The sequence below is a fragment of the Methylobacterium sp. W2 genome, assembly GCF_020662345.1.
Lineage (GTDB): Bacteria > Pseudomonadota > Alphaproteobacteria > Rhizobiales > Beijerinckiaceae > Methylobacterium.
Map to the genome: position 1 here is coordinate 19,955 of NZ_VMOA01000004.1, position 24,114 is coordinate 44,068.

Here is a 24,114-nt window from a genome sequence, read left to right on the forward strand (position 1 = left end):
TCGAACCTGCCAGGGTCTCAGGGGCCAGGGTTTTGAGGGCGAGGACGAAAGCACCGGATGCACATCGTTGACCGTCGGTTGAATCCCGGAGGCAAGAGCCTTCCAAATCGCCAGCGCTTCCTGCGCCGGGTCAAGGACATGGCCCAGCGCGCCGTGCGCGAATCCGCCCGCGAGAAGGACATCAAGGACCTCGGCAAGGACGGGCGCGTCACGGTTCCCGGAGACGGCGTGCGCGAGCCCCGCTTCAGCCGCCAATCCGGAACCGGCCTGCAGGATTACATCCTGCCCGGGAACAAGACCTATGTGGAAGGCGACCGTATCGAGCGCCCGCCGGGCGGTGGCGGGGGCAAGGGCTCGGGCCAGGGCGGGGAAGGCTCCGAGAACAGCGAGGATGCGTTCAATTTCGTGCTGACGCGCGACGAGTTCCTCGAACTGTTCCTCGAAGACCTCGAACTGCCGGATCTGGCCAAGCGTCGCCTCTCGATCGTCGAGACCGAAGGCTTGCGGCGCGCCGGCTACACCGTGTCGGGTTCGCCCGCCAACCTCGCGCTCACCCGCACCCTGCGCAATTCCATGTCGCGGCGCATCGCGCTCAAGCGCCCGAAGCCGGAGGAGATCGCAGAGCTCGAGGGTCGCATCGCCGAGGCCGATATCGGCGACCCCCGGCTCCCCGACATGAGGCTCGCCCTGGAGGCCCTGCGCGAACGCACCAAGCGGATCCCCTATGTCGATCCGATCGACCTGCGCTACCGCCGATTCGAGCCCTATCCGCGCCCCATCGCCCAGGCGGTGATGTTCTGCCTCATGGACGTGTCGGGCTCGATGACCGAGCATATGAAGGATCTCGCCAAGCGCTTCTACATCCTGCTCCACATCTTCCTGACGCGGCGCTACCGGCACGTGGAGATCGTCTTCATCCGCCACACCGACAAGGCGACGGAGGTGGACGAAGAGACGTTCTTCGGCTCGCGCGAGACCGGCGGCACCCTTGTCTCGTCGGCGCTGGTGGAGATGAAGCGCGTCATCACCGAGCGCTACGACCCCAACGATTGGAACATCTACGCGGCCCAGGCCTCGGATGGCGACAACGTGTCGAGCGACGGCCCGACCTCCACCGAATTGCTGCGCGCCCATATCCTGCCCGCCTGCCAGCATTTCGCTTATCTCGAAGTCGGCGACGAGAACGGCCCCCGCGCTGGCTTCGTCGAGCACCGCACCACCCTGTGGCGCACCTACGAGGCTCTCGCCAAATCCGGCGGCGCCATCGCCATGCGCAAGGTCAACCATCGGCGCGACATCTACCCGGTCTTCCGCGAATTGTTCGGGCGCAAGGACGCGCGCGCCGAAGCGGAGGCGTGACGCTCGAGGCGCCGGCTTTGCGACGAGCCGGTGCGGGTAGGATGAGCTGCCCCCTTCCTCACCGCACGGGGAAGGGGAGGAGAGCCGGAACGCTCGGAGAGAAGGACGACGATGGTCACGAACCTCCATTTCCCCGCATCGCCGACGATGTCTGGCGGTCAGACGCCTCTGTTTTCCGGCAACGACTGGGATTTCGACACGATCCGCCGCATCCACGACGCCTGCGAGAAGATCGCTGGCGAGGAACTCGGCCTGTCCTGGTATCCGAACCAGATCGAGATCATCACGGCGGAGCAGATGCTCGACGCCTATGCCTCCATCGGCATGCCGCTGTTCTATAAGCATTGGTCGTTCGGCAAGCACTTCGCCCAGCACGAGGCCGGCTATCGCCGCGGCATGATGGGCCTCGCCTACGAGATCGTCATCAACTCGGACCCGTGCATCTCCTACATCATGGAGGAGAACACGGCGACGATGCAGACCCTGGTGATCGCGCACGCCGCTTTCGGTCACAACCATTTCTTCAAGAACAACTACCTGTTCAAGCAATGGACCGATACCGAGGGTATCCTCGATTACCTCGATTTCGCCAAGGGGTTCATCACCCGCTGCGAGGAGCGCTACGGTCATCATGCGGTGGAGCAGGTGCTCGACGCCGCCCACGCCCTGATGAGCCAGGGCGTCCACCGCTATCCGCGCAAGAAGCGGCCGGATCTCGCCTCGGAGCAGCGGCGCGAGCGTGAGCGGGCCGAGCACGGCGAGCAGATCTACAACGACCTGTGGCGCACCCTGCCGCAGAAGAGCGCGGGGCTCCGGCCCGACGCCGCCCTGGAGCGGCGCAAGGCGCTGCTTGAATTGCCCCAGGAGAACCTGCTCTATTTCCTCGAGAAGGCGGCCCCGCGCCTGCGCCCGTGGCAGCGCGAGATCCTGCGGATCGTGCGGCTCGTGGCGCAGTATTTCTATCCCCAGCGCCAGACCAAGGTGATGAACGAAGGCTGCGCCACCTATTGCCACTACCGCATCATGAACTCCCTCTCTGAGAAGGGTCTGATCGGCGAGGCGGCCTATCTGGAATTCCTGCAGTCCCACACCAACGTCGTTCGCCAGCCGAACTACAACGAGCGCGGCTATGGCGGGCACAATCCCTATGCCATCGGCTTTGCCATGATGCAGGACATCGCCCGCATCGTGGAGCAGCCGACGGAAGAGGATCGCGAGTGGTTCCCGGAGATCGCCGGCACGGGCGACGCCATGGCGACCCTGCGCGACATCTGGGCGAATTACCGCGACGAGAGCTTCCTCGCGCAATTCCTCAGCCCCAAGCTCATGCGCGACATGCGGCTGTTCCACGTGGTCGACAACCCATCCGAATCGGAGTTGCGGGTCGAGGCAATCCATGACGAGCGCGGCTACCGCAAGCTGCGCCGCTCCTTCGCGAGGCAGTACGACGTCGCTTGGCTCGATCCCGATATCGAGGTCATCGACGTGGATCTGGAGGGCGACCGCCGCCTCATCGTCCATCATAAGGCGCTGAACCGGATCACGCTCCAGGCGGACGATGCCCGTCGCGTCCTGCAACATCTGGCAGATCTCTGGGGTTACGACGCGGTACTCAGGGAGATCGATCCGGCCACGGATGCCGTCCTGGTCGAACATCATGCGGCAGCACGGCCGATCTTCTTCTGACGCCGCCGCGACGCTGAATTGAACCCTGATCCGTCGCATTTGATGGATCGGGCTCTTGGTTCTTTCGCAGACCCCTGACCATCCTCGGGACCAAGCAAGCAACGAGGTTGGTGATGAATGAACGTCGGATCGATGAGCGGCGGCGTAGGGACGAGGCCGGCCTCATCGCCATAGACGAGCACACGACGCTTCCGTGCATCGTCTACGACATCTCCGCCTCCGGCGTCCGGCTCACCCTTCCGGAGACCGCCATGGTCCCCGACACCTTCATCCTGCATTCGGCCTGTATCGAGGGAATCGAAGTGTGCCGCGTGGTCTGGCGTGGCGACGAGACCATCGGCGCGACCTTCAACCGGGCGCCGGTCTGACCACCATCACCCTAAACACCATCACTTTGGGGAAAAACGAAAAAGGCCGGGGACAGCGCGCCCCGGCCTTTACCGTCAGAGCGGAGGACATCGGCTGTCTTGCCAATATCACCGCGTTTTAATGGTCGGAGTAGCAGGACTTGAACCTGCGACCCCCTGTCCCCCAGACAGGTGCGCTACCGGGCTGCGCTATACTCCGTCAAGAACCGCTCTGAGCTCGTCGATCGCCTAGAATTGCGCTCCGGCTACTGGCCTTGGGACCAATGCGCTGACCGGATCGCGCTACGCTTCGACGCCCCGTGAAGGGCTGAGGGGTCTTAGCTTCACGGTCCCCCGTGCGCAACCCCTTTTCCGTGGCTCCGGCGCGTCCATCGCGCGCCGGAGCCTGTCGTCGTCACGCGTGCGATGGCGTCGCGTGGGGATCGTGCTTGTCAGGGGTGGTGTCGTGCGGATCCTTGCCGCGCTTCTTGGCGAACCAGATCAGGACGTTGCGGATCGCCACGTAGAAGACCGGGGTGAGGAACAGGCCGAAGAAGGTCGCGCCGATCATGCCGAAGCAGACTGCGGTGCCGAGCGCTTGGCGCATCTCGGCGCCGGGGCCGGTGGCGATCACGAGGGGCACCGTGCCGAGGATGAAGGCGAAGGCCGTCATCAGGATCGGGCGCAGGCGCAGGCGGCAGGCCTCCACCGCGGCGGCGACCGGCCCCTTCTTCTCCGTCTCCTCAAGCTGGTGGGCGAATTCCACGATCAGGATCGCGTTCTTGGCCGCCAGACCGATGAGCACGATCAGTCCGATCTGGGTCAGGATGTTGTTGTCCTGCCCCCTGAACTGGACCGCACCCAGGGCCGAGAGCACGCCCGTCGGAACGACGAGGATGATCGCCAGCGGCAGCGCCCAGGATTCGTACTGCGCCGCCAGCACCAGGAAGACGAGGAGCACGCCGAGACCGAAGACGTAGATCGCGGTGTTACCCGTCGCCTTCTGCTGGAAGGCGATCTCGGTCCAGTCGTAGGCGTAGCCCTCCGGCAGGGACTGGGCGATCTTCTCCATCGCCGCGAGCGCTTGGCCGGTCGACACGCCGGGCTTGGCATCGCCCTGGATCGGCACCGAGTAGAACAGGTTGAACCGCTGCACGATCTGCGGCCCGCTGATCTCGCGGATCGAGGCCAGTGTCCCCATCGGCACCAGGGCGCCGGTGGAGGAACGGACCTTGAGCCGTTCGATGTCGCCCTTCTCCAGGCGGAAGGCCGCATCCGCCTGCGCGCGCACCTGGTAGATGCGGCCGAACGTGTTGAAGTCGTTGACGTAGGCGCCGCCGAGATTGGTCTGCAGGGTGGCGAAGACCGAAGCCAGCGGTACGTTCAGCATCCGCGCCATCGTGCGATCGATGTCGATGAAGAGCTGGGGTGTGTCGTTGCCGAAGGTGGTGAACACCCGCTGGACGTCGCTGCTCTGGTTCGCCTGACCGAGGATCTCGTTCGTGGCGGCCAGCAGGGGACCGATGGCCGAGTTCTGGCGGCTCTCGATCTGCATCTTGAAGCCACCGCCGGTGCCGAGGCCGCGGACCGGGGGCGGCGGAATGAACAGGACCCGGGCTTCCTGGATCGAGGCGGTGGCCTTGAACACGTCGCCGGTGATGGCGGCCGCCGTTCTGCCGGTCGTGGCGCGCTCCTTTGCCCCCTTCAGGACCAGGAACATCACGGCGCCGTTGGTGGTGTTGGTGAAGGTCGCCCCGTCGAAGCCCGAGATGATGACGGCATCGGCGACGCCGTCGACCTTCAGGGCCATGTCGGCGGCCCGCCGCACCACGGCGGTGGTGCGTTCCAGCGCCGAGCCCGCGGGCAGCTGGACGACGCCGATGAGGTAGCCCTGGTCCTGTTGCGGAATGAAGCCCGTCGGTGTCGTCGTAGCCACATGCAGCGTGCCGGCGATGATCGCGGCGTAGACCACCATCATGCCGAGCAGGCCGATCATGCGGCCGGTCAGGAATTGAACCGTGGCGGCGTAGCCATGCGACAGCTTGTCGAAGCCCCGGTTGAATAGGTCGGCGAGCCAGGCGACGAACCGGGTCAGGAAGAATTTCGGCTTAGCGTGTTCGTGGTGGGGCTTGAGCAGCAGCTTGCAGAGCGCCGGTGACAGCGTCAGCGAGTTGAACATCGAGATGATGGTCGAGGCTGCGATGGTGAGCGCGAACTGCTTGTAGAACTGCCCCGAAATGCCGGGGATGAAGGCGGTGGGGATGAACACCGCGGACAGGACAAGGGCAATGGCGAGCACCGCGCCGCCCACCTCGTCCATGGTCTTGTGCGCGGCGTCTCCCGGCGAAAGCCCCTCGGCCATGTTCCGCTCGACATTCTCCACCACGACGATTGCGTCGTCGACGACGATGCCGATGGCGAGAACCAGCCCGAACAGGGTGAGGTTGTTGATGGAGAAGCCGAAGGCCTGCATGGCCGCGAAGGTGCCGATCAGCGAGACCGGGATCGCGATCACCGGGATCAGCGCCGTGCGCCAGCTCTGCAGGAAGACGATGACCACGATGACCACGAGGGCTACGGCCTCGAACAAGGTCTTGTAGACCTCATGGACCGATTCCTCGATGAATTCCGTCGGGTTGTAGGCGATCCGGTACTGGACCCCCGGCGGGAAATTCTTCTTGATCGTCTCCATCGTCGCCCGCACCTGCGATGCGGCTTCGAGGGCGTTGGTCCCCGGACGCTGGAACACGCCGACGCCAACGGCCGGGGTGGAGTTCAGGAAGGACTGGGTGGTGTAGTCCTTCTGGCCCATCTCGGTTCGAGCGATGTCCTTCACGCGCACGAGGCGGCCGTCGCTGGCCTTGACGATGACCTCGGTGAACTCCTCCGGAGTCTGAAAGCGCCCCTGGGACTGGACGACGAGCTGGAAGGCGTTGTCCTTCGGCGCTGGCGGGGCGCCAAGGGCGCCCGAGGCGACCTGGACGTTCTGCTCCTGGAGGGACGAGATGACGTCGGTGGTCGAGAGGCCGTAGGCGGAGAGCTTGTTCGGGTCGAGCCATATGCGCAGGGCGTACTCGCTGCCGCCGAACACCGTGATGTCACCGACGCCGTCGAGGCGCAGCAACTCGTCGCGAATGCGCAGGTAGATGTAATTCGAGAGGTAGTTCTGGTCGTAGGTGTTGTCCGGTGACAGCAGGTGCACGACCATCATCAGATCGGGCGAGGACTTGCGGACGGTGACGCCGAGGTTGCGCACGTCGGGCGGCAGGCGCGGTTGCGCCACCGAGAGACGGTTCTGCACCAGCACGTTGGCGATATCGAGGTTGGTGCCGACCTTGAACGTGACGGTCAGCTGCATGTTGCCGTCATTGGTGGACAGCGACGTCATGTAGAGCATGTTGTCGACGCCGTTCACCTCCTGCTCGATGGGCGTCGCGATCGTCGCCGCCACCGTCTCGGCATTGGCGCCCGGATAGGAGGCGCGCACGACGACGGTCGGCGGTACGATCTCAGGATATTGAGCGACGGGCAGCGACTCGTACGAGACGTAGCCAAGGATCAGGAAGATGATCGACGTGACCGACGCGAAAATCGGCCGATCGACGAAGAAGTGGGCAAAGCGCATCGGTCAAACCTCTCGCCGCACAGGAGCTCTCGAGCCACCTCCGCGGGAATGTTTCTTCGTTCGCCGTCACGAACCCGCCGGATGTCACGCCCCTGAAACGGAAGGCGGGAACCGGCGGGTCCGGTCTAGAATGGGTTGCGCGTCAGGTGCGGCTCGGCGGCAGGGTGCTCGCCTCCGCCGCCACCTTGGCACCGGGGCGGACGCGCGACAGGCCGTTGACGACCACGTTCTCGTCGCCCTTCAGGCCTTCGCGGATCACGCGGTATCCGTCGACCTTCGGCCCGAGCTTCACGTCGCGGGTGCTCACCGAACCGTCGTCGGCGACGATGTAGACGATGCGCTTGTCCTGGTTCGCGGAGATGGCCTCGTCGGGGAGGAGGATGCCCTGGAAGGGCTTCGTCGCCGGCAGCGAGACGATGCCGAACAGACCCGGCTTGATGAAACCATCCGGGTTCTCGACGGTGGCGCGCAGCAGCACCGTACCCGTGGCGTTGTCGACCCGGTTGTCCACGAAGTCGAGGGTACCCTTGCGGGTCGGCTTCACCTCGTTGGTCAGGGCGATCAGAATCGGAACGCCCTTGCCCTTCTGGGTCTGGCCCATGCCGATACCGAGGCTGCCCTGGTACTTCAGGAAGGAGCGCTCATCCACGGTGAAGCCGAAATAGATCGGATCCAGGGAGACGATCGTCGTCAGCTGGGTCTGGTCGGTGATGACGATGTTGCCCTCGGTGACGAGGCGCTGGCTGATTCGGCCCGAGATCGGGGCCCGGACCTCTGTGAAATCGTAATTGAGTTGCGCCTGGCGCAACTGCGCATCGGCGCTGTCGACATTGGCCTGAGCCGTCTGCGACGCCTGCCGGCGCTGATCCGTCACCTGCTCGGAGATATTGCCGGAACGGCTCAGGGTCTGAGCGCGTTCGAGGTCGGTCTGGGAGAAGGTCAATCCGGCCTGGGCGGAGGTGAGGGCGGCCTTGGCCTGATCGAGGGCGGCCTTATAGGGGCGACGGTCGATGACGAAGAGCAGGTCGCCCTTCTTGACTGTGGCGCCGTCCACGAAATTAACCTTCTCGAGATAGCCGGTGACCCGCGCCCGCACGTCGACGATCTCCACGGGATCGAACCGGCCCGTATACATATCGGTCTCGACGATCTCGCGAACCACCGGCTTGGCCGTGGTCACCTTCGGCGGCGGACCACCGGGCGCCTGGGCTGAAACCGGCGGGGCGAAGGCCAGAAATACGGCGGACAGGAGGATCGCGGACGACCATCCGGAGAGCGGACGCTTGATCATGTTGCTTTTCCCTGCGCCCTGCGAGCTAAAGGCACCGTTCCCGTGATGTCGTGCGCTGCCGCACATGGCCCGTGGAGCGATGGGATTGTGACGTCGAATAGTCGCCAGACCGCCGTTCGGCCGGACTTATGACACCGAATGTTCAGGACTCGACGGTTTCCCCGGCAAGATACCAGTCCTTGAACCCGCCGACATAATGCTCCTCGACCGGTATCCCGGCGGATTGAGCGGCGGCGAGGGCGTGCACCGAACGGACACCGGCCGCGCAGGAGAAGACCGGGCGGCGCCCGTCCTTTGCGATCAGCGCCGACAAGGCGTGTGTGTCGAAGGTCGACAGGGGGTGGGCCACGGAACCCGGAATGTGGCCGGCCGCATACTCGTGCGGCTCCCGCACGTCGATGAGCAGGATCGAGCGATCGTCGAGCCCCCGCTTGATCGTCTCCCGGTCGAGATCGACAACCTTCATGCGCCTAGCCCTCGCTTGGTCGCCACACGGTGACCTGTGGCGAATGTTCTTATGCGTCAGGCGTCATCCCGGCAAATCCCTGTCGGCCGAAGCCCCGACGTGGCCATCCGGGTGCAGGACCGACAACCGTTGTCGCGGCATCAAGCCAAGGAGGTTTCGCAGGAGCCCTTGTCTGTCCTGAGTCCACGAACCTGCACCGCATCCAAGGGCCGAGGATAAAAAACAACAGATAATATAAAAATATTAAAGCAAAAACTATATATACATTTGGTTGAACAGATAAGCTTTATATTTAGTATTAATATAGCATCTAAGCTGAGGAAAAACCGCTGAGAACAGCTAGTCTTGGATCAGCGATCCCAATGGCCTGGAACAGGCTGCCCATGCCTCTCTTTCCCGATGCTGTCAGGCGATGGAAGGCGGCGTCGACCGCTTCGGCCTGAGCATCGCTCGCCGCGGCTTTCAGGCGATCCGCGCGCTGTCGCAGGCCCAGGTTCAGGAGGAACGCCCCCTGGTCCAGGGGCCCATCGATGCGGGCTCCCTCACCGGCGGCGGCCCGACCGAGGGCGGCGAAATCGACATGGGTTGTCAGGTCCGCTTCGCCGGGGGCCAGCAGGGGATCGGTGAAGCGATGGGCCGAAACCGCCTGGAGCGTATCGCCGAAACCGGGTCGCGCATGGCCGTAATCGATGGCCAGGAGCGCGCCGCCCTGAGCGACGATCCGCCGGCTCAGGGTCCGGACGATGTCGAGGGCCGCGCCCGGAACGGTCATCAACACGCCGACCGGTGCCTGGGCCGCGATCTCCCGGTCGGGCTCCGCCGCGAGGCCGAAGGCCAGGCGGCCGCCATCCGGAGAGAGACCGACGAGGCGTTCGCACCAGCCACGCTCCGTCCTCTGGAACTGGCGAACGGGAAGGGCGTCGATGAACTCGTTGGCGATGACGATCATCGGCCCGTCGGGCAGAGTCTCGATCCCATCGTGCCACGTCGGCGACGCGGCTCCGAGGCGGGACATCTGCGCGGCCCGAAGAACGGGGCTTGTCTCGACGAGGTGGATGGCGGGCGTCCAATCCGGCGCCGCCCGGTGAAGGGCCCGCAGGGCATCGGCCATAAGCGTGCCGCGACCGGGCCCGAGCTCCGCCAGGACGAGATGGCTCGGTCCACCCATGGAGGCCCATGTCAGGGCGATCCAGATGCCGATCAACTCACCGAACATCTGGCTGATCTCGGGCGCGGTGACGAAATCGCCGCGGGTGCCGAGGGGATCGCGGGTGCGGTAATAGCCGTGGACCGGATGTCCGAGGCAGAGCGCCATGTAACGGGCGAGGCTCATCGGCCCGGCCTCCACGATCTCGTCGCGGATCTCGGCGAAAAGCGGCGTGGTCACGCTGCGTCGGCCCGGACGGTCTCCGCCTGTTCATGGCGCGGCCGTGTCACACCGCGGGCAGCGAGGACGATATAGGTGATGCCGATCAGGGCCATCGGCACGCAGAGCAGCATTCCCATGGTGATGCCGCCATAGCGCCAGTCCCCGGTACCGAAGAGGTATCCAAGCTGCCGGTCGGGTTCACGAAAAAACTCGCAGAACGTGCGGGCGAGGGCGTAGCCGAGGACGAAGACTCCCCCGAGCAGGCCCGGCTTGCGAAAGCCGAAGCGACGGACGGCGATGGCCATCACCACGAAGAGCAGAGCCCCCTCCGTGGCCGCCTCGTAGAGCTGGCTCGGATGCCGCGCCAGCGGGCCGCCCGAGGGGAACACCACCGCGTAGGCGAAATCCGGCGCGATCCGGCCCCAGAGTTCGCCGTTCACGAAATTGGCGATGCGGCCGAAGAACAGGCCGATGGGAACGACGACGGCGGCGAGATCGAGAAGGGTATAGGGCGACAGTTTTCGCGAACGGGCGAACAGCACCATCGCCAGCACCGCGCCGAGAAAGCCGCCGTGGAACGACATGCCACCGTTGCGGATCGCCAGGATCTCGAGGGGATCGTCGAGATAGAGCGGCAGGTTGTAGAACAGGACGTAGCCGATGCGGCCGCCGAGCACGACGCCGAGGGCGACCCAGACGATGAGGTCGTCGATGTCGTTGAGGCTCGGCCGCCGCACGACACCCCAGAACCTGTCCGCCGCCACCAGCCGGCGGGCATAGAACCATCCGCCGACGAGTCCGACGATGTAGGACAGGGCGTACCACTTGATGGTGATCGGGCCGATCGCCACCGCCACCGGATCGATGGCGGGGAAGGGCAGGGCGAGCAACGGCGGCATCGGCTGGCCTCCAGGATGGGGGCCGGCTTTGGACGTGCCGGGCCTCCCGCGTCAACCCTCGGTCGACGCGGGAGGCCCATGACGGGTCAGGCGGCGCGCACCGTCGCGAGGAATTGACCGACTTCCGCACGCAGGCTGTCGGACTGTGTCGACAGGTCTTCCGAAGCCAGCAGGACCCGGCCGGCGGAGGTGCCGGCCTCGGCCGCCGAGCGGGCGACCTCCTCGATATCCGTGGTCATGGCGCCGGTACCGGCCGAAGCCTGCCCCATGTTGCGGACGATCTCCTGAGTCGTGAGGCTCTGCTCTTCCACCGCCGCGGCGATGCTGCTGGTGACCATGCTCATACTCTCGATCCGCGAGACGATGCCCTGGATCGCCCCCGACGCCCCATTGGTCGCGCCCTGGATCGCCTCCACCTGCTGGTGGATTTCGGCCGTGGCGCGGGAGGTCTGCTCGGCGAGGTTCTTCACCTCGGCCGCCACGACGGCGAACCCGCGTCCGGCTTCGCCCGCACGCGCGGCCTCGATGGTGGCGTTGAGGGCCAGCAGATTGGTCTGCGATGCGATCTGCTGGACCATGCCGACCACGTCGCCGATGCGCGTCGCGGCAACCGACAGCGTGCGCATCGTCTCCGCGGTGCGGCTCGCCTCCTCGACGGCGGAGCGGGACATGTCGGCGGCCTGCTCGACCTGACGGCCGATCTCCTGCACCGTGGCGCCGAGCTCCTCGGCGGCCGCAGCGACCGCGTTGACGTTACCAGCGGTCTGGTGGGCGGTGGCGGCGACGGAGGTCGAACGGCTGACCGTGCCGTCCACCGTCATGGTCATGCTGTTCGATGCGTCATGCAGGCTCGCGGAGGCGGACGACACGCCATCGACGATGCGGCCGACGGAGCGCTCGAAATTGTCGGCGAGTTCGTTGAGCAGGGCGCGGCGCTCGATCTCCGCGCGCATGCGGGAGGCTTCGGTGGTGCGAAGCTGCTGGGCCGCGTCTTCCAGAGAAATGTCGCGGATGGTGACGACGGCGCGGGCGATCTCGCCGATCTCGTCCGCACGACGGCTGCCGGGGACCTCGTCGAGGGTCTCGCGACGGGCCAGGGCCTGGAGGGCACGGGCGAGGGCGCCGAGGGGCCGGACGATGCTGCGGGCGAAGAGCAGGCCGAGAACGGCGGTGGCGGCGAGGACCGCGAGGGCAGACATGAGCAGCGACCGCGTCAGGCTATCTACGGAATGGAGCGCCTCGCTCTGGGCCTGCTCGGCGACGATGGTCCAGGGGGACCCCAGCATCGAGATCGAGGCGGTGGCGGCCAGGCGAGCCTTGTCGCCGCTGCCATAGACGAAGGGCTTGCCGGACTTGAGGCTCTCGGCGTCCAGGCCCGCCGTCGCGACGGGCATGCCCGCCTTCGCGGAGGGGGTCAGGGGTGGATTGCCGCGCAGCAGGCCATCGGAACCGACGGCCATCACCTGTCCCGTGGCGCCCAGGCCGTTCCGCTCGGACAGCGAGGCGTCGAACAGGGCGGGCGTCACGCGCAGAACGAGGAAGCCGATCCGCGAGGCGGCTTGCCCGGTTCCCATGGCGACGTTGGCGCGGCGGTAAATGCCGCGGCCGAGGAAGGCGGAGGGACCGGTATCCGTGGGATAGGCCGCGAAATCCTCGGTCAGCACCGCATCCGGCTCAGCGGTCTTGAGGCGCTCGATGAGCCTAGCGAGACCGGACTTCTGCAGGTCCGGCTCCGACAGGCCATGGGCGAAATCCGCGCCCTTCGTGGTGGTGTAGGCGATGCGCCCGTCCTCATCGATGAAGAGAAGGTCGGCATAGCCTGAGCGCTCCACGAGCTTGCGGGCGACTTCCTGCACCTTGGCGTGGCGACGGCCATACATGGTACCGGTGCCCTCGACGGCCATGCGTTCCTGCGCGGTCGTCGGGCTGGTGAAGGCCTGCACGAGGCCGGCGTAGTCGGCCTTCGTCGGATCGAGGGCCTCAACCAGATCGCCGACATTGCTCGAGATCTGGTTGTTGCCGGCGGTCGCAATAAGATCCCCGCGGGCGCGGTCGGCAATCAGTTCCAGCCCGGTCTTTCGGGCCGTGGCAGCGAATTCGAGTCTTTCCTGCACAGCGGAGGTCAACCCGGACCTAGCTGAATACCAGCTCAGGCTCCCCATGAGGGCCGTACTGACCATCGCCAAGCCCACAATGATGACAGGTAGGCGGACATTGAGACTGGTGGTGATCGACATAAAGCTGTGTGCCCTTGGGAAATCAGGGCTCTGAATATCGGGTGACAAATTGAGAAAGTGTTCCTTAAGGCCCGGACTGCGTAATTTTCACGGGCGAGAGATGCTGTTTCGGCATGGCCTGAGCTTCCATGAATGGGGCCTCATGCAAACGGCATTCAAAATATCTCATCCGGTGCCTCAATGCGTTTCACGCATTGAGGCTTGTCCGCGCGACAGCCCTGCAGCCGCCGTCCGCCGAATCTCAGTAGCTCGAAGTACGATCGGAGATCTGGAGCTCCGATCGAGTAACCTCTCCCGTCGCCAGGAACAGGCGGTACGCAAGATTGTCCGTCTCGTCGACATACGGGTATCCGAGAGCGCCGAGGGCGGTGTCGAAACGTTGGCGCTCTTCGGCGGGGACGCTGATTCCGGCGAGCACCCGGCCATAATCGGCGCCGTGGTTCCGGTAGTGGAACAGGGTAATGTTGAACCCGTCCGCCAGACCGTCGAGGAATCGCAGAAGGGCACCCGGACGCTCCGGGAACTGGAACCGGTAGATGCGCTCGTCGGTGAGTCCGGTCGAACGGCCGCCGACCATGTAGCGGACATGCACCTTGGCCATCTCGTTGTCGCTGAGATCGACCACGCTGTAGCCGTCGGCCCGCAGGCCGGCGATGAGGTCGCGCTTCTCCGGGATTCCGCCGGGCAGGTTGATGCCCACGAAGATCTGCGCCTCGGCCGAGGGCGCGTAGCGGTAATTGAACTCGGTGATCGCGCGCGGGCCGAGATGGCGGATGAAGGCGCGATAGGCGCCCGCCTGCTCGGGGATCGTGACGCCGAGGAGCGCCTCGCGCTGCTCGCCGATCTCGGCGCGCTCGGCGATGTGGCGCAGGCGGTCGAAGTTGAGGTTGGCACCTGACGAGATCGCCACCAGCGTCCCCGCCGAACTGCCCTCGCGCGCCGCGTAGACCTTCGCACCGGCGAGAGCCAGCGCGCCGGAGGGCTCGGAAACCGCGCGGGTATCGTCGAAAATGTCCTTGACCGCCGCGCACATGGCGTCGGTATCCACGGTGATGACTCCGTCGAGATGCTCGCGGCAGAGGCGGAAGGTCTCCTCGCCGGCCTGACGCACGGCAACGCCGTCGGCGAAGAGGCCGACCGTCGCCAGGGTCACGCGCTCGTCGGCGGCAAGAGCCGCCGCCATGCAGGCGGCATCATCCGGCTCGACGCCGATGACCTTGGTCTCGGGCCGCAGGTACTTCACAAAGGTGGCGATGCCGGCTGCGAGACCGCCGCCGCCGATCGGCACGAAGATCGCCTCGATCGGCCCGGAATGCTGGGTCAGGATCTCCATGCCGATGGTGCCCTGTCCGGCGATCACATCGGGATCGTCGAACGGGTGAAGGAAGGTCAGCCCCTGCTCGGTCTCGAGCTCGCGGGCACGGCCCAGCGCCTCGTCGAACGTATCGCCGAAGAGTACGACCTCGGCCCCGCGCGCGCGGCAGGCATCGACCTTGATAGCCGGCGTGGTGCGCGGCATCACGATGACGGCGCGCACGGTGAGCCGGGCCGCGGCGAGAGCAACGCCCTGAGCGTGGTTTCCCGCCGAGGCGCAGACGACCCCGCGCGCCAGTACCTCGGACGAGAGGCCCGACATCTTGTTGTAGGCGCCGCGCAGCTTGAACGAGAAGACCGGCTGCAGATCCTCGCGCTTGAGCAGGACCGGGCGCCCCAGGCGCGCGGACATGCGCGGCATGGGATCGAGCGGGCTCTCGATGGCGACATCGTAGACGCGGGCGGTGAGGATCTTGCGGATGTAGTCGGTCAAGGAGACGCGTGCTCCGTCGGAGGTTCGGAATCGGTATCGGATGAGGTTCGGGATACGCCCGTGGAGAGGAAGAAGCGAGGGACGATCCCCCGGCCCGGTGGGACAAGGCGCCGCCCGTGGCGGAGTTGGCGAAGAACGAACGGCGTCAGAAGAACCTGTCGATGACGGCCGCCATCCAGACCAGGGCGGCGAGGGCTTGCGCCATGAAGGCCCCGGCGGAGGCCAGGTCCTTGACGATGCCGATCCTGGCGTGATGAGCGGGGTGGAGATGGTCGCAGAGCTTCTCGATCGCGGTATTCAGGAACTCCGCCGCCAGCACCACGAGCAGGCTCGCCAGGAGCGCCACGCGGATCCAGAGCGTGGTGCCCATCACCAACGCGGCAGGCACGCCGAGCACAAGCAGGACGAGTTCCAGACGCAGGGCCCGCTCGGTCCGGGCACCGAAGACGAGGCCGCGCCAGGAATTGAGGAAGGCGAGATAGAGCGCGCGCATGGGGTCAGCGGTCCGCGGGAGCGCCGCGGGCGATCCATTTCGCGAGAAGAGGGCCGGTGAGCAGCACCACGAACAGGCGCAGGGTCTGGACGGCGAGGACGAAGGACACGTCGGCCTTGGAGCCGACGGCGATGATCGCCACGGAATCGAGCCCGCCCGGACTGGTGGCGAGGAACGCCGTGAGGAAGTCCACCGGCAGCAGAAAGGTGAGGCCGTAGGCCCAGCCGCCGCACAGGGCGATGACGGCGAAGGTGGCGACGAGGATGCCCGGCAGGGCGGCGAATGTCTCGCGCAAGGTCTGCGCCGTAAAGCGCAGGCCGACATACCAGCCGATACAGGCATAGGCGAGATCGAGGAGCGGTTCGGGCAGGGTCATCGAGACGAGGCCCATGGCATGGAGCACGGCGCCCAGGATCATAGGCCCGACGAGGGCGCTCGCCGGCAGGCGCAGGAGGCGGGCGAGCCCGAAACCGATGCCGGCCACCGCCAGCGTGGCGAGAACGGGAAGGATGCCGGCCTCGGCCAGGGACGCGGCCTTCGCGGTGCTCGACGTATCGGTGAGGATGCGGGCGACCACGGAGGCCGAGAGGACCACGGCGGCGACGCGGACATATTGCATGAAGGCGACGAGGCGCGGGTCGGCGCCGTATTCCTCGGCCATGGCGGTCATGGCGGCGGCTCCGCCGGGGGAGGAGCCCCAGGCGGCGGTGCTGCCGGGAAGGATCCGCAGGCGGGTCAACGCCCAGCCGACGATGGCGCCGGCCATCACGGTGACGAGGACCACGGCGAGAATCAGCAATCCGTCATCGAGGAGCGTCCCGACGATATCGGCAGTCACGGATTTGGCGACGAGGCAGCCGATGATGGACTGTGCCGCCTGGAAGCCGGGCCGCGCCAGCGACAGGCTCGCCCCGCCCACCCCGAAAGCGATGGCCACGAGCATCGGCCCGAGGAGGAGCGCCGCCGGAAACCGGGCCAGCGTGAGGCTGTAGGCAATGGCGGCCGAGGCGGCGACAAGCGCCGTCCAAAGGCCGAGAGAACGCGGGCTGAGCACGGGAAACCGATGGTGGGGAGGCGCCCGCCCTTACAGCGGATCGGCGACGCTGTCACGGTTCGCCCCGGCATCGTCGCGAAACGCCGCGGTCCCGGCGGGCGCCTGAGCCCGGAAGAAACTCGCCAGATGCGACAGGCCGGCGGCGCGCGGATCGCTGGACCGCCAGGCGAGCGCGATGGTCCGGCCCGGTCCATCCACATCGAAGCTGCGCGTCACGGTGAGACCGCTGGCATCGGCCCCGGCCGGCACGGCGAGGGCGGGGAGGAGGGTGTAGCCGGCACCGGCCGCGACCATCGAGCGCAGCGTCTCGAGCGAGGTGGCGTGGCGCCCGGCCGCCGAGCCGGCGCCACACGCGGCAACGGCCTGATCGCGCAGGCAATTCCCCTCGTCGAGGAGAAGCAGGTCCGGCCCGGCGATGTCGGTTGCCCGCAAGGCCCCGCCCTGGGCGAGGGCATGGTCGGCGGGGCAGGCCAGCAGGAACGGCTCGATGAACAGGGGCGAGACGGTCAGCCCGGAGGTCGGGACCGGCAGGGAGATCAGTGCCGCATCGATCCGGCCATCGCGAAGTCCTTCCAAAATCTCCGCGGTCCTGGCCTCGCTCAGCGCCAGGGACAGGACGGGAAATTCCTGCCTCAACGTCCGAAGCACGAGGGGAAACAGGTAGGGGCCGAGGGTCTGGATCGCCGCGAGGACGAGGCGGCCGGTGAGCGGCGCGCCGCGCCCTTCGCTTGCCAGGGCCAGCAGGCGCTGCGCCTCGGCCAGCACGGTGCGCGCCTGCCGGACGATGCTCTGCCCCGCCGGTGTCAGCATGACCCGTCGGTTGCCACGCTCGAACAGGACGAGGCCCAGGGCTTCCTCGAGCTTGCGCACCTGCACGCTCAGCGTGGGCTGGCTGACGTTGCAGCGTTCGGCCGCCCGGCCGAAGTGGCTCTCGTCGGCCACGGCCACGGCATATTCCAGATCCCGGAGGGACAGACCCGACACGTTCATAGGCTCTATCTATCGCAGCCTTTGCGACGATGCATTAGCCAAACGATCGAGCGCGGTTCATAAGGGTGTCTCAGAACGATTCCAGGATGGCGCGGCGACGCCGCACGCCCGATCCGGATCGTCCCGACATTTCAGGAGAGAGTTCCGCATGAGCGATCAACGCCCGATACTGACCACCCGCCAGGGCCATCCGGTCCGTGACAACCAGAGTACGCGCACGGTCGGCGAGCGGGGACCTGCGACCCTTGAGAACTATCAGTTCATCGAGAAGATCACTCATTTCGACCGCGAGCGCATTCCGGAGCGCGTTGTCCATGCCCGCGGCGCCGGCGCACACGGCTATTTCGAAGCCTACGGCAAGATCGGCAACGAGCCGGCTTCCAAGTACACCCGCGCTCGCGTGTTGAACGAGACCGGCGTGAAGACGCCGATGTTCGTGCGCTTCTCCACCGTGGCCGGTGCCAAGGAGAGCCCGGAGACTGAGCGCGACCCGCGCGGCTTCGCGGTGAAGTTCAAGACCGTCGACGGAAACTGGGATCTCGTCGGCAACAACCTCAAGGTCTTCTTCATCCGCGACGCGATCAAGTTCCCCGATATGATCCACGCGTTCAAGCCGGATCCGGTGACGAACCGCCAGGAGGCATGGCGCTTCTTCGACTTCGTGGCCCAGCACCCCGAAGCGATCCACATGGTGACGCATCTGAAGTCGCCCTGGGGCATCCCCGCGAATTACCGCGAGATGGAGGGCTCGGGCGTCAACACCTACAAGCTCGTCAACGACCAGGGCGAAGCGGTGCTGTGCAAGTTTCATTGGGAGCCGAAGCAGGGCATCCGCAACCTGACCTCGGCCCAGGCCTCTGAGATCCAGGCCAAGGATGTCGGACACGCTACCCGCGACCTCTACGACAACATCTCCAAGGGCAACTTCCCCGAGTGGGAATTCTGCGTGCAGATCATGCCGGACGGGCCGAACGACCACCTGTCGTTCGATCCCCTCGACGATACCAAGCTGTGGCCGGTCGAGGACTTCCCGCTGCTGCCGGTGGGCCGGATGGTGCTGGACCGCGTGCCGGACAACTTCTTCGCGGAAGTCGAGCAGTCGGCCTTCGGCACCGGCGTGCTCGTGGACGGCATCGACTTCTCGGACGACAAGATGCTTCAGGGCCGCACGCTGTCCTATTCGGACACCCAGCGCTACCGCGTCGGCGCGAACTACCTGCAGCTGCCGATCAACGCGCCCCAGCCCGGCGTGAAGGTCTATTCGAACCAGCGCGACGGCCAGATGACCTACGGCGTCGACGGCACCGGCCGGAACCGCCACATCAACTACGAGCCCTCCACCCTAGGCGAAGGCCTCGCTGAGGCTCCGAAGCCGGCCAAGGACTACCATCAGCCGGTGCAGGGCCAGCTCGGCCGCTTCCAGACCTCGCGCACGGAGGACGATTACACCCAGGCCGGCGTTCGGTACCGTTCGTTCCAGGATTGGGAGCGTGACGACCTGATCGCCAATCTCGTGGGCGACATGAAGCAGTGCCCTGAGCCCATCCAGTTACGGATGGTCTGGCATTTCTGGCATGCCGACGAGGATTACGGTCGTCGCGTCGCCGAGGGTGCGGGCATCGATCTGGAGAAGGCTAAGGCCCTTCCGCCGCTTCCGGGCCGCGCGGCTCCGGGCAAGCGTCTCCAGGCCGAGACCTACACCGATGGCAGCCACGCTCACCGCGTCGCCGCCGAATAAGCTCCGATCGTTCGGACTGAACCGTGACCTCCCCGCGATCCTCGTGATCGCGGGGATTTTTTTATAGAGTCATTCCGCGGCGGGAGGGGCTCCGACCTTCCGGTCGCGGCCCGCGCCGAGGGCGAAGATTCCGGACGCCAGGGCGATGGCGCAGAACAGACCGGCCGAGACGCGCCAGCCGCCGAACAGGTCGTGCGCCAAGCCGAATCCCAGCGGACCGAGGGCGGCTATGGAATAGCCCACCGCCTGGGACATGGCCGAGAGGTCGGCCGCGCCGACCACGTCGCGGGCGCGCAGCACCACGATGGTGAGGGCGAGGCCGAACAGGCCGCCTATCCCCAGTCCGAGCCCGATGCCGAACGGGAGAACGAAGGCGACAGGGCCATCGACGAGGGCGAGGAAACTCGCTGCCGAGAGGACGAGAAGGGCGATCGCGATACCGCGCTGGTCCCGGAGCCGCGCCGCGAGGGCCGGGACGAGGAGGGCGCTCGGCGCCTGCCCAATGCTCATGACCGAGGTGACGAACCCGGCCTCCACCGCCGAGAGGCCACGGCTCTGGAGCAAGACCGGGAGCCAGCCGAACGTGATGTAGGCGAGGGACGATTGCAGGCCCATGAATCCGGTGACCTGCCAGGCGAGGGAATCGCGCCAGAGCGGGCGGCGTCGGGCGGCGGGCGGCCCCTTCTCCCGGTGGGGCACGAAGACGATCCAGGCGAGGGCCGCCGCCACGGCGGGCACGGCCCAGACCGCCATCGCCCGCGTCCAGCCTCCGAAGGCATTGGCCAGGGGCACCGCCGATCCGGCGCCCGTCGCCGCGCCGAGGCAGAGGACCATGGTGTAGAGGCCGGTCATCAACCCGGCCTGCCCGGAGAAGTCCCGCTTCACCAGCCCGGGCAACAGGACACCAGCGAGGCCAATCCCGACGGCCGCGATACAGGCCCCGGCAAATAGGGGCGGAAGCCCTCCGAGACCGCGCAGGGCCGAGCCGAGGGCGATGACCAGGATCGCGACCAACACACCACGCTCCGCCCCCGTCCGCCGGACCATAATCGGGCCGAGCACGCAGGCGAGGCCGAGGCACAGGACCGGCAGGGTCGTCAGGAATGCCGCTCCGGCGGCGGTCAAGCCGGTCTCGGCGCGGATGGCGTCGAGCAGGGGGCCGACGGAGGTGAGGGCGGGGCGCATGTTGAACGCGACCAGCATCATCCCGAGCCCGACGAGGACGGGACGGGCGGTTCGGAATGTCGGTTCGGTCACGCGATGCGGGGCTTTCACGAGTTGCGACGCCTTCAAGGGTCGCGACGTTTGGCCAGGAGAGCGAAGAGGCCGACGCCGGCAAGCATCCCAGCAAAGGGCAGGTCACGCAGGACGGCATAGCGGGTGCGGCCTGGCAACCGGACGGGAAGGTCCGCGTCGAGGATTCCTTCGACACCCACGGGTAGGCTGGCGGTAATGCGGCCATAGGGATCGACCACCGCCGAGATGCCGGTGTTGGCGTCGCGCACTAACGGCAATCCCTCCTCGACGGCCCGCAACCTGGCCTGGGCGAAGTGCTGGCGCGGACCCGGCGTATCGCCGAACCAGGCATCGTTAGTAAGGTTCAGGATCAGCCCCGGCACGGGCGCCGGACCGTCAGGGGCATGTCCGGGCAGGATCTCGCCGGGAAAGATCGCCTCGTAGCAGATCGTGGCGACGACGGGGGGAAGCCCCGTCACGTCGAGGAGACGCTGGCCGGAGCGGGCGCCGGGCGTGAACCCGCCGGGGATCGACACGAACTGGCGCAGGCCCACTGCTCTCAAGGCGGCGTCGAGGGGTCCTGGCAGATACTCGCCGAAGGGTACGAGATGAACCTTGTCGTAGATGTCGCCGAGCTTCTGACCGGACGAGATCGTCAGGATCGAATTGAAGAAGCGCGGGCGCTCGTTGGGCAACGGCTCTTCGGCACGCGCCGCGCCGGTAATGAGCTGCCGCCCGGGCGGAAAGGCGGCGGCGATTCGTGTTAGGGAATCCGGGTCGCGCTGGATCAGGAAGGGAAACGCCGATTCCGGCCAGATCACATGCGTGACGTCGGCGATGCCGGTCCGGTCCGGGGCGGCGGCGCGATCACTAAGGCCGATATACCAGTCGATGATGTCCGCACGGTTCTCGGGCCGGAACTTGGCGTCCTGGTTGAGGTTCGGCTGGACCAAGCGCAGGCGCACCCCCGGCACGGTGGCGGTGGGGGTCGCGGGCAGGCGCGCGGCGCCGAACAGGGCCATCACCGCCAGTCCGGCACAGGCGACCAGGGCCGGCCCGTAGCGCCCGCGCGCCGTTTCCCCCGTGGCGAGGGTTGCGGGCGCGCCTGTGATCAGGACAGCCAGAAGCGTGAGGCCATAAAGCCCGATCGCGGATGCGGATTGCATCAGCCACAGGTTCTGGCCGAGGGCCATGCCGAGCGTGTTCCAGGGAAACCCGGTGAAGAGGTGGCCGCGCAGCCATTCGCACGCGGAGAGGCCGACGGCGAGGGCAGCGATACGCGCCGGTCCATGCGACCAGAGCAGCCGCGCGAGCGCGAAACCCGCCGCGTAGAACAGCGCCAGCACGGCGGGCAGGCCGATCACGCCAAGGGGCAACGCCCATAGGAACTCGTCCGCCTCCACCAGGAAAGCGGAGCCGAGCCACCACAGGCCGGCGGTGAGATAGCCGAAGCCCCAGGCCCAGCCGATGACGGCGCAGGCGAGGATCGCGCCGCGATTTCCCCGCCGCCCCGTCGCCGCGCCGTCGATCAGCCAGACGGCGAGGCTCAGCGACAGGACGAGAGCAGGCAGGGCGCCGAAAGGCGGCATCGCCAACGCGCCGACGGCACCGGATGCGATGGCGACGAGGATGCGGCGCCAGCCGGAGGTGAGCATGATCCATTGCGCGAGGTACGCGAGCGGTCCCGTCGCGCTTCCGCGCACGGGCGCCTGGCGCGACCCGGCACCGTCGAAGGCGTAGCTCATCTTCGGGTCATCCCGGCTGGAGCATCAGCCCGAGACGTGACCGTCACGTTTCGGGAAAAGCTGATGTGAGACGAAAGCCTGGCGCAGGATCCGGAGCGCTCGATCCGGAACGAGGCGCTACGAGGCTTCGGCGATCGGACCGCTGCTCGGCGGCGGCAGGGCCAGGGGTATGAGCGGAGCGATCTTCATCGGGCCGCGATGCAGCCGCAACCGCTTCACCCGGCGCGGATCGGCGTCGAGCACCTCGAATTCGAGGTCGCCCGGCCCGGTGATGAGTTCGCCGCGCGAGGGTACGCGCCCGGCCAGCGTGACGATGAGGCCACCGATCGTGTCGATCTCCTCGGCCATCTCGCCCACCGCCGCGACGAGATCGACGCCGCTCACCTCGGATACCTCGGCGAGTCCGGCGCGGGCATCGGCGATGAACACGTCGGCATCGCCCTCGACGCGCTGAACTAGGTGACCTTCGGCCACGTCATGCTCGTCCTCGATATCGCCGACCACCATCTCGATGAGGTCTTCGATGGAGATGAGCCCGTCGGTCCCGCCATATTCGTCGATGACGAGGGCCATGTGCGTGCGCGTCGCCTGCATCCGCACTAGGAGATCGATGGCGGGCATGGATGGCGGCACGAACAGGACGGGACGCTGGATCCGGGTCGAAGCCAGGGTCGCCGAGAGATCGACATTGCCGAGGTTGAGCGCCTTCAACGCGCGGGTGCCCCGGCGCGGGCGCGGGGGCACGACGGCGACGACATCGCCCGATGTGTCGGGGAGGGCGCTGACGACGGCGGCGCTCGGACGACGGATGGTCGCCTCGGCCCTGGCGGCGATGTGATCGACGAAGTCGCGGATGTGGACCATGCCGCGCGGATCGTCGAGGGTTTCACCATAAACCGGGAGCCGCGAATGACCGGCGGTGCGGAAGAGCTTGAGCAGATCGCCGAGGCTCGTCTCCATGGAGACGGCGACGATGTCCGCACGCGGAATCATCACGTCGTCCACCCGCACCTTGTGCAGCCCGAGGACGTTCTTGAGCATGGCCCGCTCGAGGGGGGAGAACACGTTCTCGCCCGAATCGGGTTCGGCCAGCGCATCCTCGATGTCGTCGCGCAACGAATCGCGCGGCCGGAGATGGAAGGCGTGCAGCAGGCGGTCGTACCAGGGCTCGCGCGCCTGCGCCTCACCGTCACCGCTACTGGGCGCAGCCTGAGCCGCGCCGCGACTTCGATCGTTCGTCATGTCTCTCTGATCTGGGATTGCGGGCGAAATCGCCCCTTACTCGGCATAAGGGTCGGGAATACCGAGGCCGTGCAGGGCTTCGGTCTCCAGGGCCTCCATGGCGTTCGCGTCCGCGTCGCCGGTCTCATGGTCCTGGCCGAGGAGATGAAGAGTGCCATGGATCAGAAGGTGCGCGAGGTGGTCTTGAAGCGGTTTTCCCTGCTTGGCACTCTCGCGCAGCATCGTGTCATACGCAAGAACGACATCGCCGAGGGGCACCGCGACACCGGCATGGGCGGGTTGCGGCGGGGCGGGGAAGGACAGGACGTTGGTGGGCTTGTCTTTGCCGCGCCAGGTGCGGTTCAGGTCCTGGACCACGGCGTCGGTGGTGAGCAGCACGCTCACCTCCACCGGATGATCCGGGGCGTCGGGGGCGATGGCGAGTCCCGCCTCGACCGCACGGACGACGAAGGCTTCGAGGTCGGACACCACGGTTTGCCAGCGCGGGTCCTCCACGGCGACGTCGATCTCCGATTCGATCACGGGCATCG

General features: G+C 66.7%; 18 protein-coding genes and 1 tRNA gene. 4 read left to right on the forward strand and 15 right to left on the reverse strand.

The annotated features are described in order from the left end of the window. The first annotated feature begins 57 nt into the window (after nucleotides 1–57). The 3 genes from FPV16_RS03205 (at nucleotide 58) to FPV16_RS03215 (ending at nucleotide 3,413) form a co-directional block, all read left to right on the forward strand. Complete coding sequence (locus tag FPV16_RS03205) at nucleotides 58–1,359, forward strand: YeaH/YhbH family protein (protein WP_227436042.1); 1,302 nt, start codon at nucleotides 58–60, stop codon at nucleotides 1,357–1,359. A gap of 111 nt (nucleotides 1,360–1,470) precedes the next feature. Then, complete coding sequence (locus tag FPV16_RS03210; RefSeq protein WP_227436044.1) at nucleotides 1,471–3,045, forward strand: SpoVR family protein; 1,575 nt, start codon at nucleotides 1,471–1,473, stop codon at nucleotides 3,043–3,045. A 113-nt stretch (nucleotides 3,046–3,158) separates the two neighbouring features. Continuing rightward, nucleotides 3,159–3,413, forward strand: coding sequence for a PilZ domain-containing protein (locus FPV16_RS03215; protein ID WP_227436047.1), 255 nt, complete (start codon nucleotides 3,159–3,161; stop codon nucleotides 3,411–3,413). A gap of 122 nt (nucleotides 3,414–3,535) precedes the next feature. On the opposite strand, the gene FPV16_RS03220 is transcribed toward FPV16_RS03215, so the two are convergent. The 11 genes from FPV16_RS03220 to FPV16_RS03270 form a co-directional block, all read right to left on the reverse strand. Continuing rightward, nucleotides 3,536–3,612 (reverse strand) — tRNA-Pro (locus tag FPV16_RS03220). A 195-nt stretch (nucleotides 3,613–3,807) separates the two neighbouring features. After that, a complete protein-coding gene (locus FPV16_RS03225) occupies nucleotides 3,808–7,017 on the reverse strand; it encodes an efflux RND transporter permease subunit (RefSeq protein WP_227436049.1) in 3,210 nt (1,069 codons plus the stop codon). 142 nt (nucleotides 7,018–7,159) lie between these two features. Then, nucleotides 7,160–8,308, reverse strand: coding sequence for an efflux RND transporter periplasmic adaptor subunit (locus FPV16_RS03230; RefSeq protein ID WP_227436051.1), 1,149 nt, complete (start codon nucleotides 8,306–8,308; stop codon nucleotides 7,160–7,162). 142 nt (nucleotides 8,309–8,450) lie between these two features. Next, on the reverse strand, nucleotides 8,451–8,774 hold the full coding sequence (locus FPV16_RS03235; RefSeq protein WP_227436053.1) for a rhodanese-like domain-containing protein: 324 nt from the start codon (nucleotides 8,772–8,774) through the stop codon (nucleotides 8,451–8,453). Between the two features lie 310 nt (nucleotides 8,775–9,084). Beyond that, a complete protein-coding gene (locus tag FPV16_RS03240) occupies nucleotides 9,085–10,161 on the reverse strand; it encodes a class I SAM-dependent methyltransferase (RefSeq protein WP_227436054.1) in 1,077 nt (358 codons plus the stop codon). Beyond that, nucleotides 10,158–11,042 (reverse strand): prolipoprotein diacylglyceryl transferase, encoded by an 885-nt coding sequence (gene lgt, locus FPV16_RS03245; RefSeq protein WP_227436056.1) that lies wholly within the window; start codon nucleotides 11,040–11,042, stop codon nucleotides 10,158–10,160. The genes FPV16_RS03240 and lgt overlap by 4 nt, the downstream gene beginning before the upstream one ends. 86 nt (nucleotides 11,043–11,128) lie before the next feature. Beyond that, complete coding sequence (locus FPV16_RS03250; RefSeq protein WP_227436058.1) at nucleotides 11,129–13,279, reverse strand: methyl-accepting chemotaxis protein; 2,151 nt, start codon at nucleotides 13,277–13,279, stop codon at nucleotides 11,129–11,131. Nucleotides 13,280–13,520: 241 nt separating this feature from the next. Beyond that, complete coding sequence (gene ilvA / locus FPV16_RS03255; RefSeq protein WP_227436060.1) at nucleotides 13,521–15,086, reverse strand: threonine ammonia-lyase, biosynthetic; 1,566 nt, start codon at nucleotides 15,084–15,086, stop codon at nucleotides 13,521–13,523. A gap of 145 nt (nucleotides 15,087–15,231) precedes the next feature. After that, nucleotides 15,232–15,579: a diacylglycerol kinase gene (locus FPV16_RS03260; protein ID WP_227436063.1), complete on the reverse strand. Its 348-nt coding sequence runs from the start codon at nucleotides 15,577–15,579 to the stop codon at nucleotides 15,232–15,234. Nucleotides 15,580–15,583: 4 nt separating this feature from the next. Beyond that, complete coding sequence (locus FPV16_RS03265; protein WP_227436065.1) at nucleotides 15,584–16,633, reverse strand: AbrB family transcriptional regulator; 1,050 nt, start codon at nucleotides 16,631–16,633, stop codon at nucleotides 15,584–15,586. Nucleotides 16,634–16,663: 30 nt separating this feature from the next. Beyond that, on the reverse strand, nucleotides 16,664–17,623 hold the full coding sequence (locus FPV16_RS03270) for a LysR substrate-binding domain-containing protein (RefSeq protein WP_227436067.1): 960 nt from the start codon (nucleotides 17,621–17,623) through the stop codon (nucleotides 16,664–16,666). 148 nt (nucleotides 17,624–17,771) lie between these two features. On the opposite strand from FPV16_RS03270, the gene FPV16_RS03275 reads away from it, so the two are divergent. Beyond that, nucleotides 17,772–19,361 carry a catalase gene (locus FPV16_RS03275; protein ID WP_227436069.1) on the forward strand — a complete coding sequence of 530 codons (1,590 nt, stop codon included), beginning with the start codon at nucleotides 17,772–17,774 and terminating at the stop codon, nucleotides 19,359–19,361. A 69-nt stretch (nucleotides 19,362–19,430) separates the two neighbouring features. Here FPV16_RS03275 and FPV16_RS03280 read toward each other — a convergent pair whose 3' ends face one another. The 4 genes from FPV16_RS03280 to ybeY all read right to left on the reverse strand — a co-directional run bounded on the left by FPV16_RS03280 (nucleotide 19,431) and on the right by ybeY (nucleotide 24,112). Further along, the gene (locus FPV16_RS03280) at nucleotides 19,431–20,618 is read right to left on the reverse strand and encodes an MFS transporter (protein WP_227436071.1); all 1,188 of its coding nucleotides are present in this window, start codon (nucleotides 20,616–20,618) and stop codon (nucleotides 19,431–19,433) included. A 32-nt stretch (nucleotides 20,619–20,650) separates the two neighbouring features. Further along, nucleotides 20,651–22,342, reverse strand: coding sequence for an apolipoprotein N-acyltransferase (lnt, locus tag FPV16_RS03285; RefSeq protein ID WP_227436073.1), 1,692 nt, complete (start codon nucleotides 22,340–22,342; stop codon nucleotides 20,651–20,653). 117 nt (nucleotides 22,343–22,459) lie between these two features. Further along, entirely contained in the window at nucleotides 22,460–23,584 is a 1,125-nt protein-coding gene (locus tag FPV16_RS03290) for a hemolysin family protein (RefSeq protein ID WP_227436074.1), read from the reverse strand. 36 nt (nucleotides 23,585–23,620) lie between these two features. Then, the gene (ybeY, locus tag FPV16_RS03295) at nucleotides 23,621–24,112 is read right to left on the reverse strand and encodes an rRNA maturation RNase YbeY (protein WP_227436075.1); all 492 of its coding nucleotides are present in this window, start codon (nucleotides 24,110–24,112) and stop codon (nucleotides 23,621–23,623) included. Nucleotides 24,113–24,114: the final 2 nt, after the last annotated feature.

What these genes read in the sequence shown, in the direction of transcription:
- FPV16_RS03205 (WP_227436042.1), top strand. Translation starts at nt 58, where the DNA reads ATGCACATCGTTGACCGTCGGTTGAATCCCGGAGGCAAGAGCCTTCCA.
- FPV16_RS03210 (WP_227436044.1), top strand. Translation starts at nt 1,471, where the DNA reads ATGGTCACGAACCTCCATTTCCCCGCATCGCCGACGATGTCTGGCGGT.
- FPV16_RS03215 (WP_227436047.1), top strand. Translation starts at nt 3,159, where the DNA reads ATGAATGAACGTCGGATCGATGAGCGGCGGCGTAGGGACGAGGCCGGC.
- FPV16_RS03225 (WP_227436049.1), bottom strand. Translation starts at nt 7,017, where the DNA reads ATGCGCTTTGCCCACTTCTTCGTCGATCGGCCGATTTTCGCGTCGGTC.
- FPV16_RS03230 (WP_227436051.1), bottom strand. Translation starts at nt 8,308, where the DNA reads ATGATCAAGCGTCCGCTCTCCGGATGGTCGTCCGCGATCCTCCTGTCC.
- FPV16_RS03235 (WP_227436053.1), bottom strand. Translation starts at nt 8,774, where the DNA reads ATGAAGGTTGTCGATCTCGACCGGGAGACGATCAAGCGGGGGCTCGAC.
- lgt (WP_227436056.1), bottom strand. Translation starts at nt 11,042, where the DNA reads ATGCCGCCGTTGCTCGCCCTGCCCTTCCCCGCCATCGATCCGGTGGCG.
- FPV16_RS03250 (WP_227436058.1), bottom strand. Translation starts at nt 13,279, where the DNA reads ATGTCGATCACCACCAGTCTCAATGTCCGCCTACCTGTCATCATTGTG.
- FPV16_RS03260 (WP_227436063.1), bottom strand. Translation starts at nt 15,579, where the DNA reads ATGCGCGCGCTCTATCTCGCCTTCCTCAATTCCTGGCGCGGCCTCGTC.
- FPV16_RS03270 (WP_227436067.1), bottom strand. Translation starts at nt 17,623, where the DNA reads ATGAACGTGTCGGGTCTGTCCCTCCGGGATCTGGAATATGCCGTGGCC.
- FPV16_RS03275 (WP_227436069.1), top strand. Translation starts at nt 17,772, where the DNA reads ATGAGCGATCAACGCCCGATACTGACCACCCGCCAGGGCCATCCGGTC.
- lnt (WP_227436073.1), bottom strand. Translation starts at nt 22,342, where the DNA reads ATGAGCTACGCCTTCGACGGTGCCGGGTCGCGCCAGGCGCCCGTGCGC.
- FPV16_RS03290 (WP_227436074.1), bottom strand. Translation starts at nt 23,584, where the DNA reads ATGACGAACGATCGAAGTCGCGGCGCGGCTCAGGCTGCGCCCAGTAGC.
- ybeY (WP_227436075.1), bottom strand. Translation starts at nt 24,112, where the DNA reads ATGCCCGTGATCGAATCGGAGATCGACGTCGCCGTGGAGGACCCGCGC.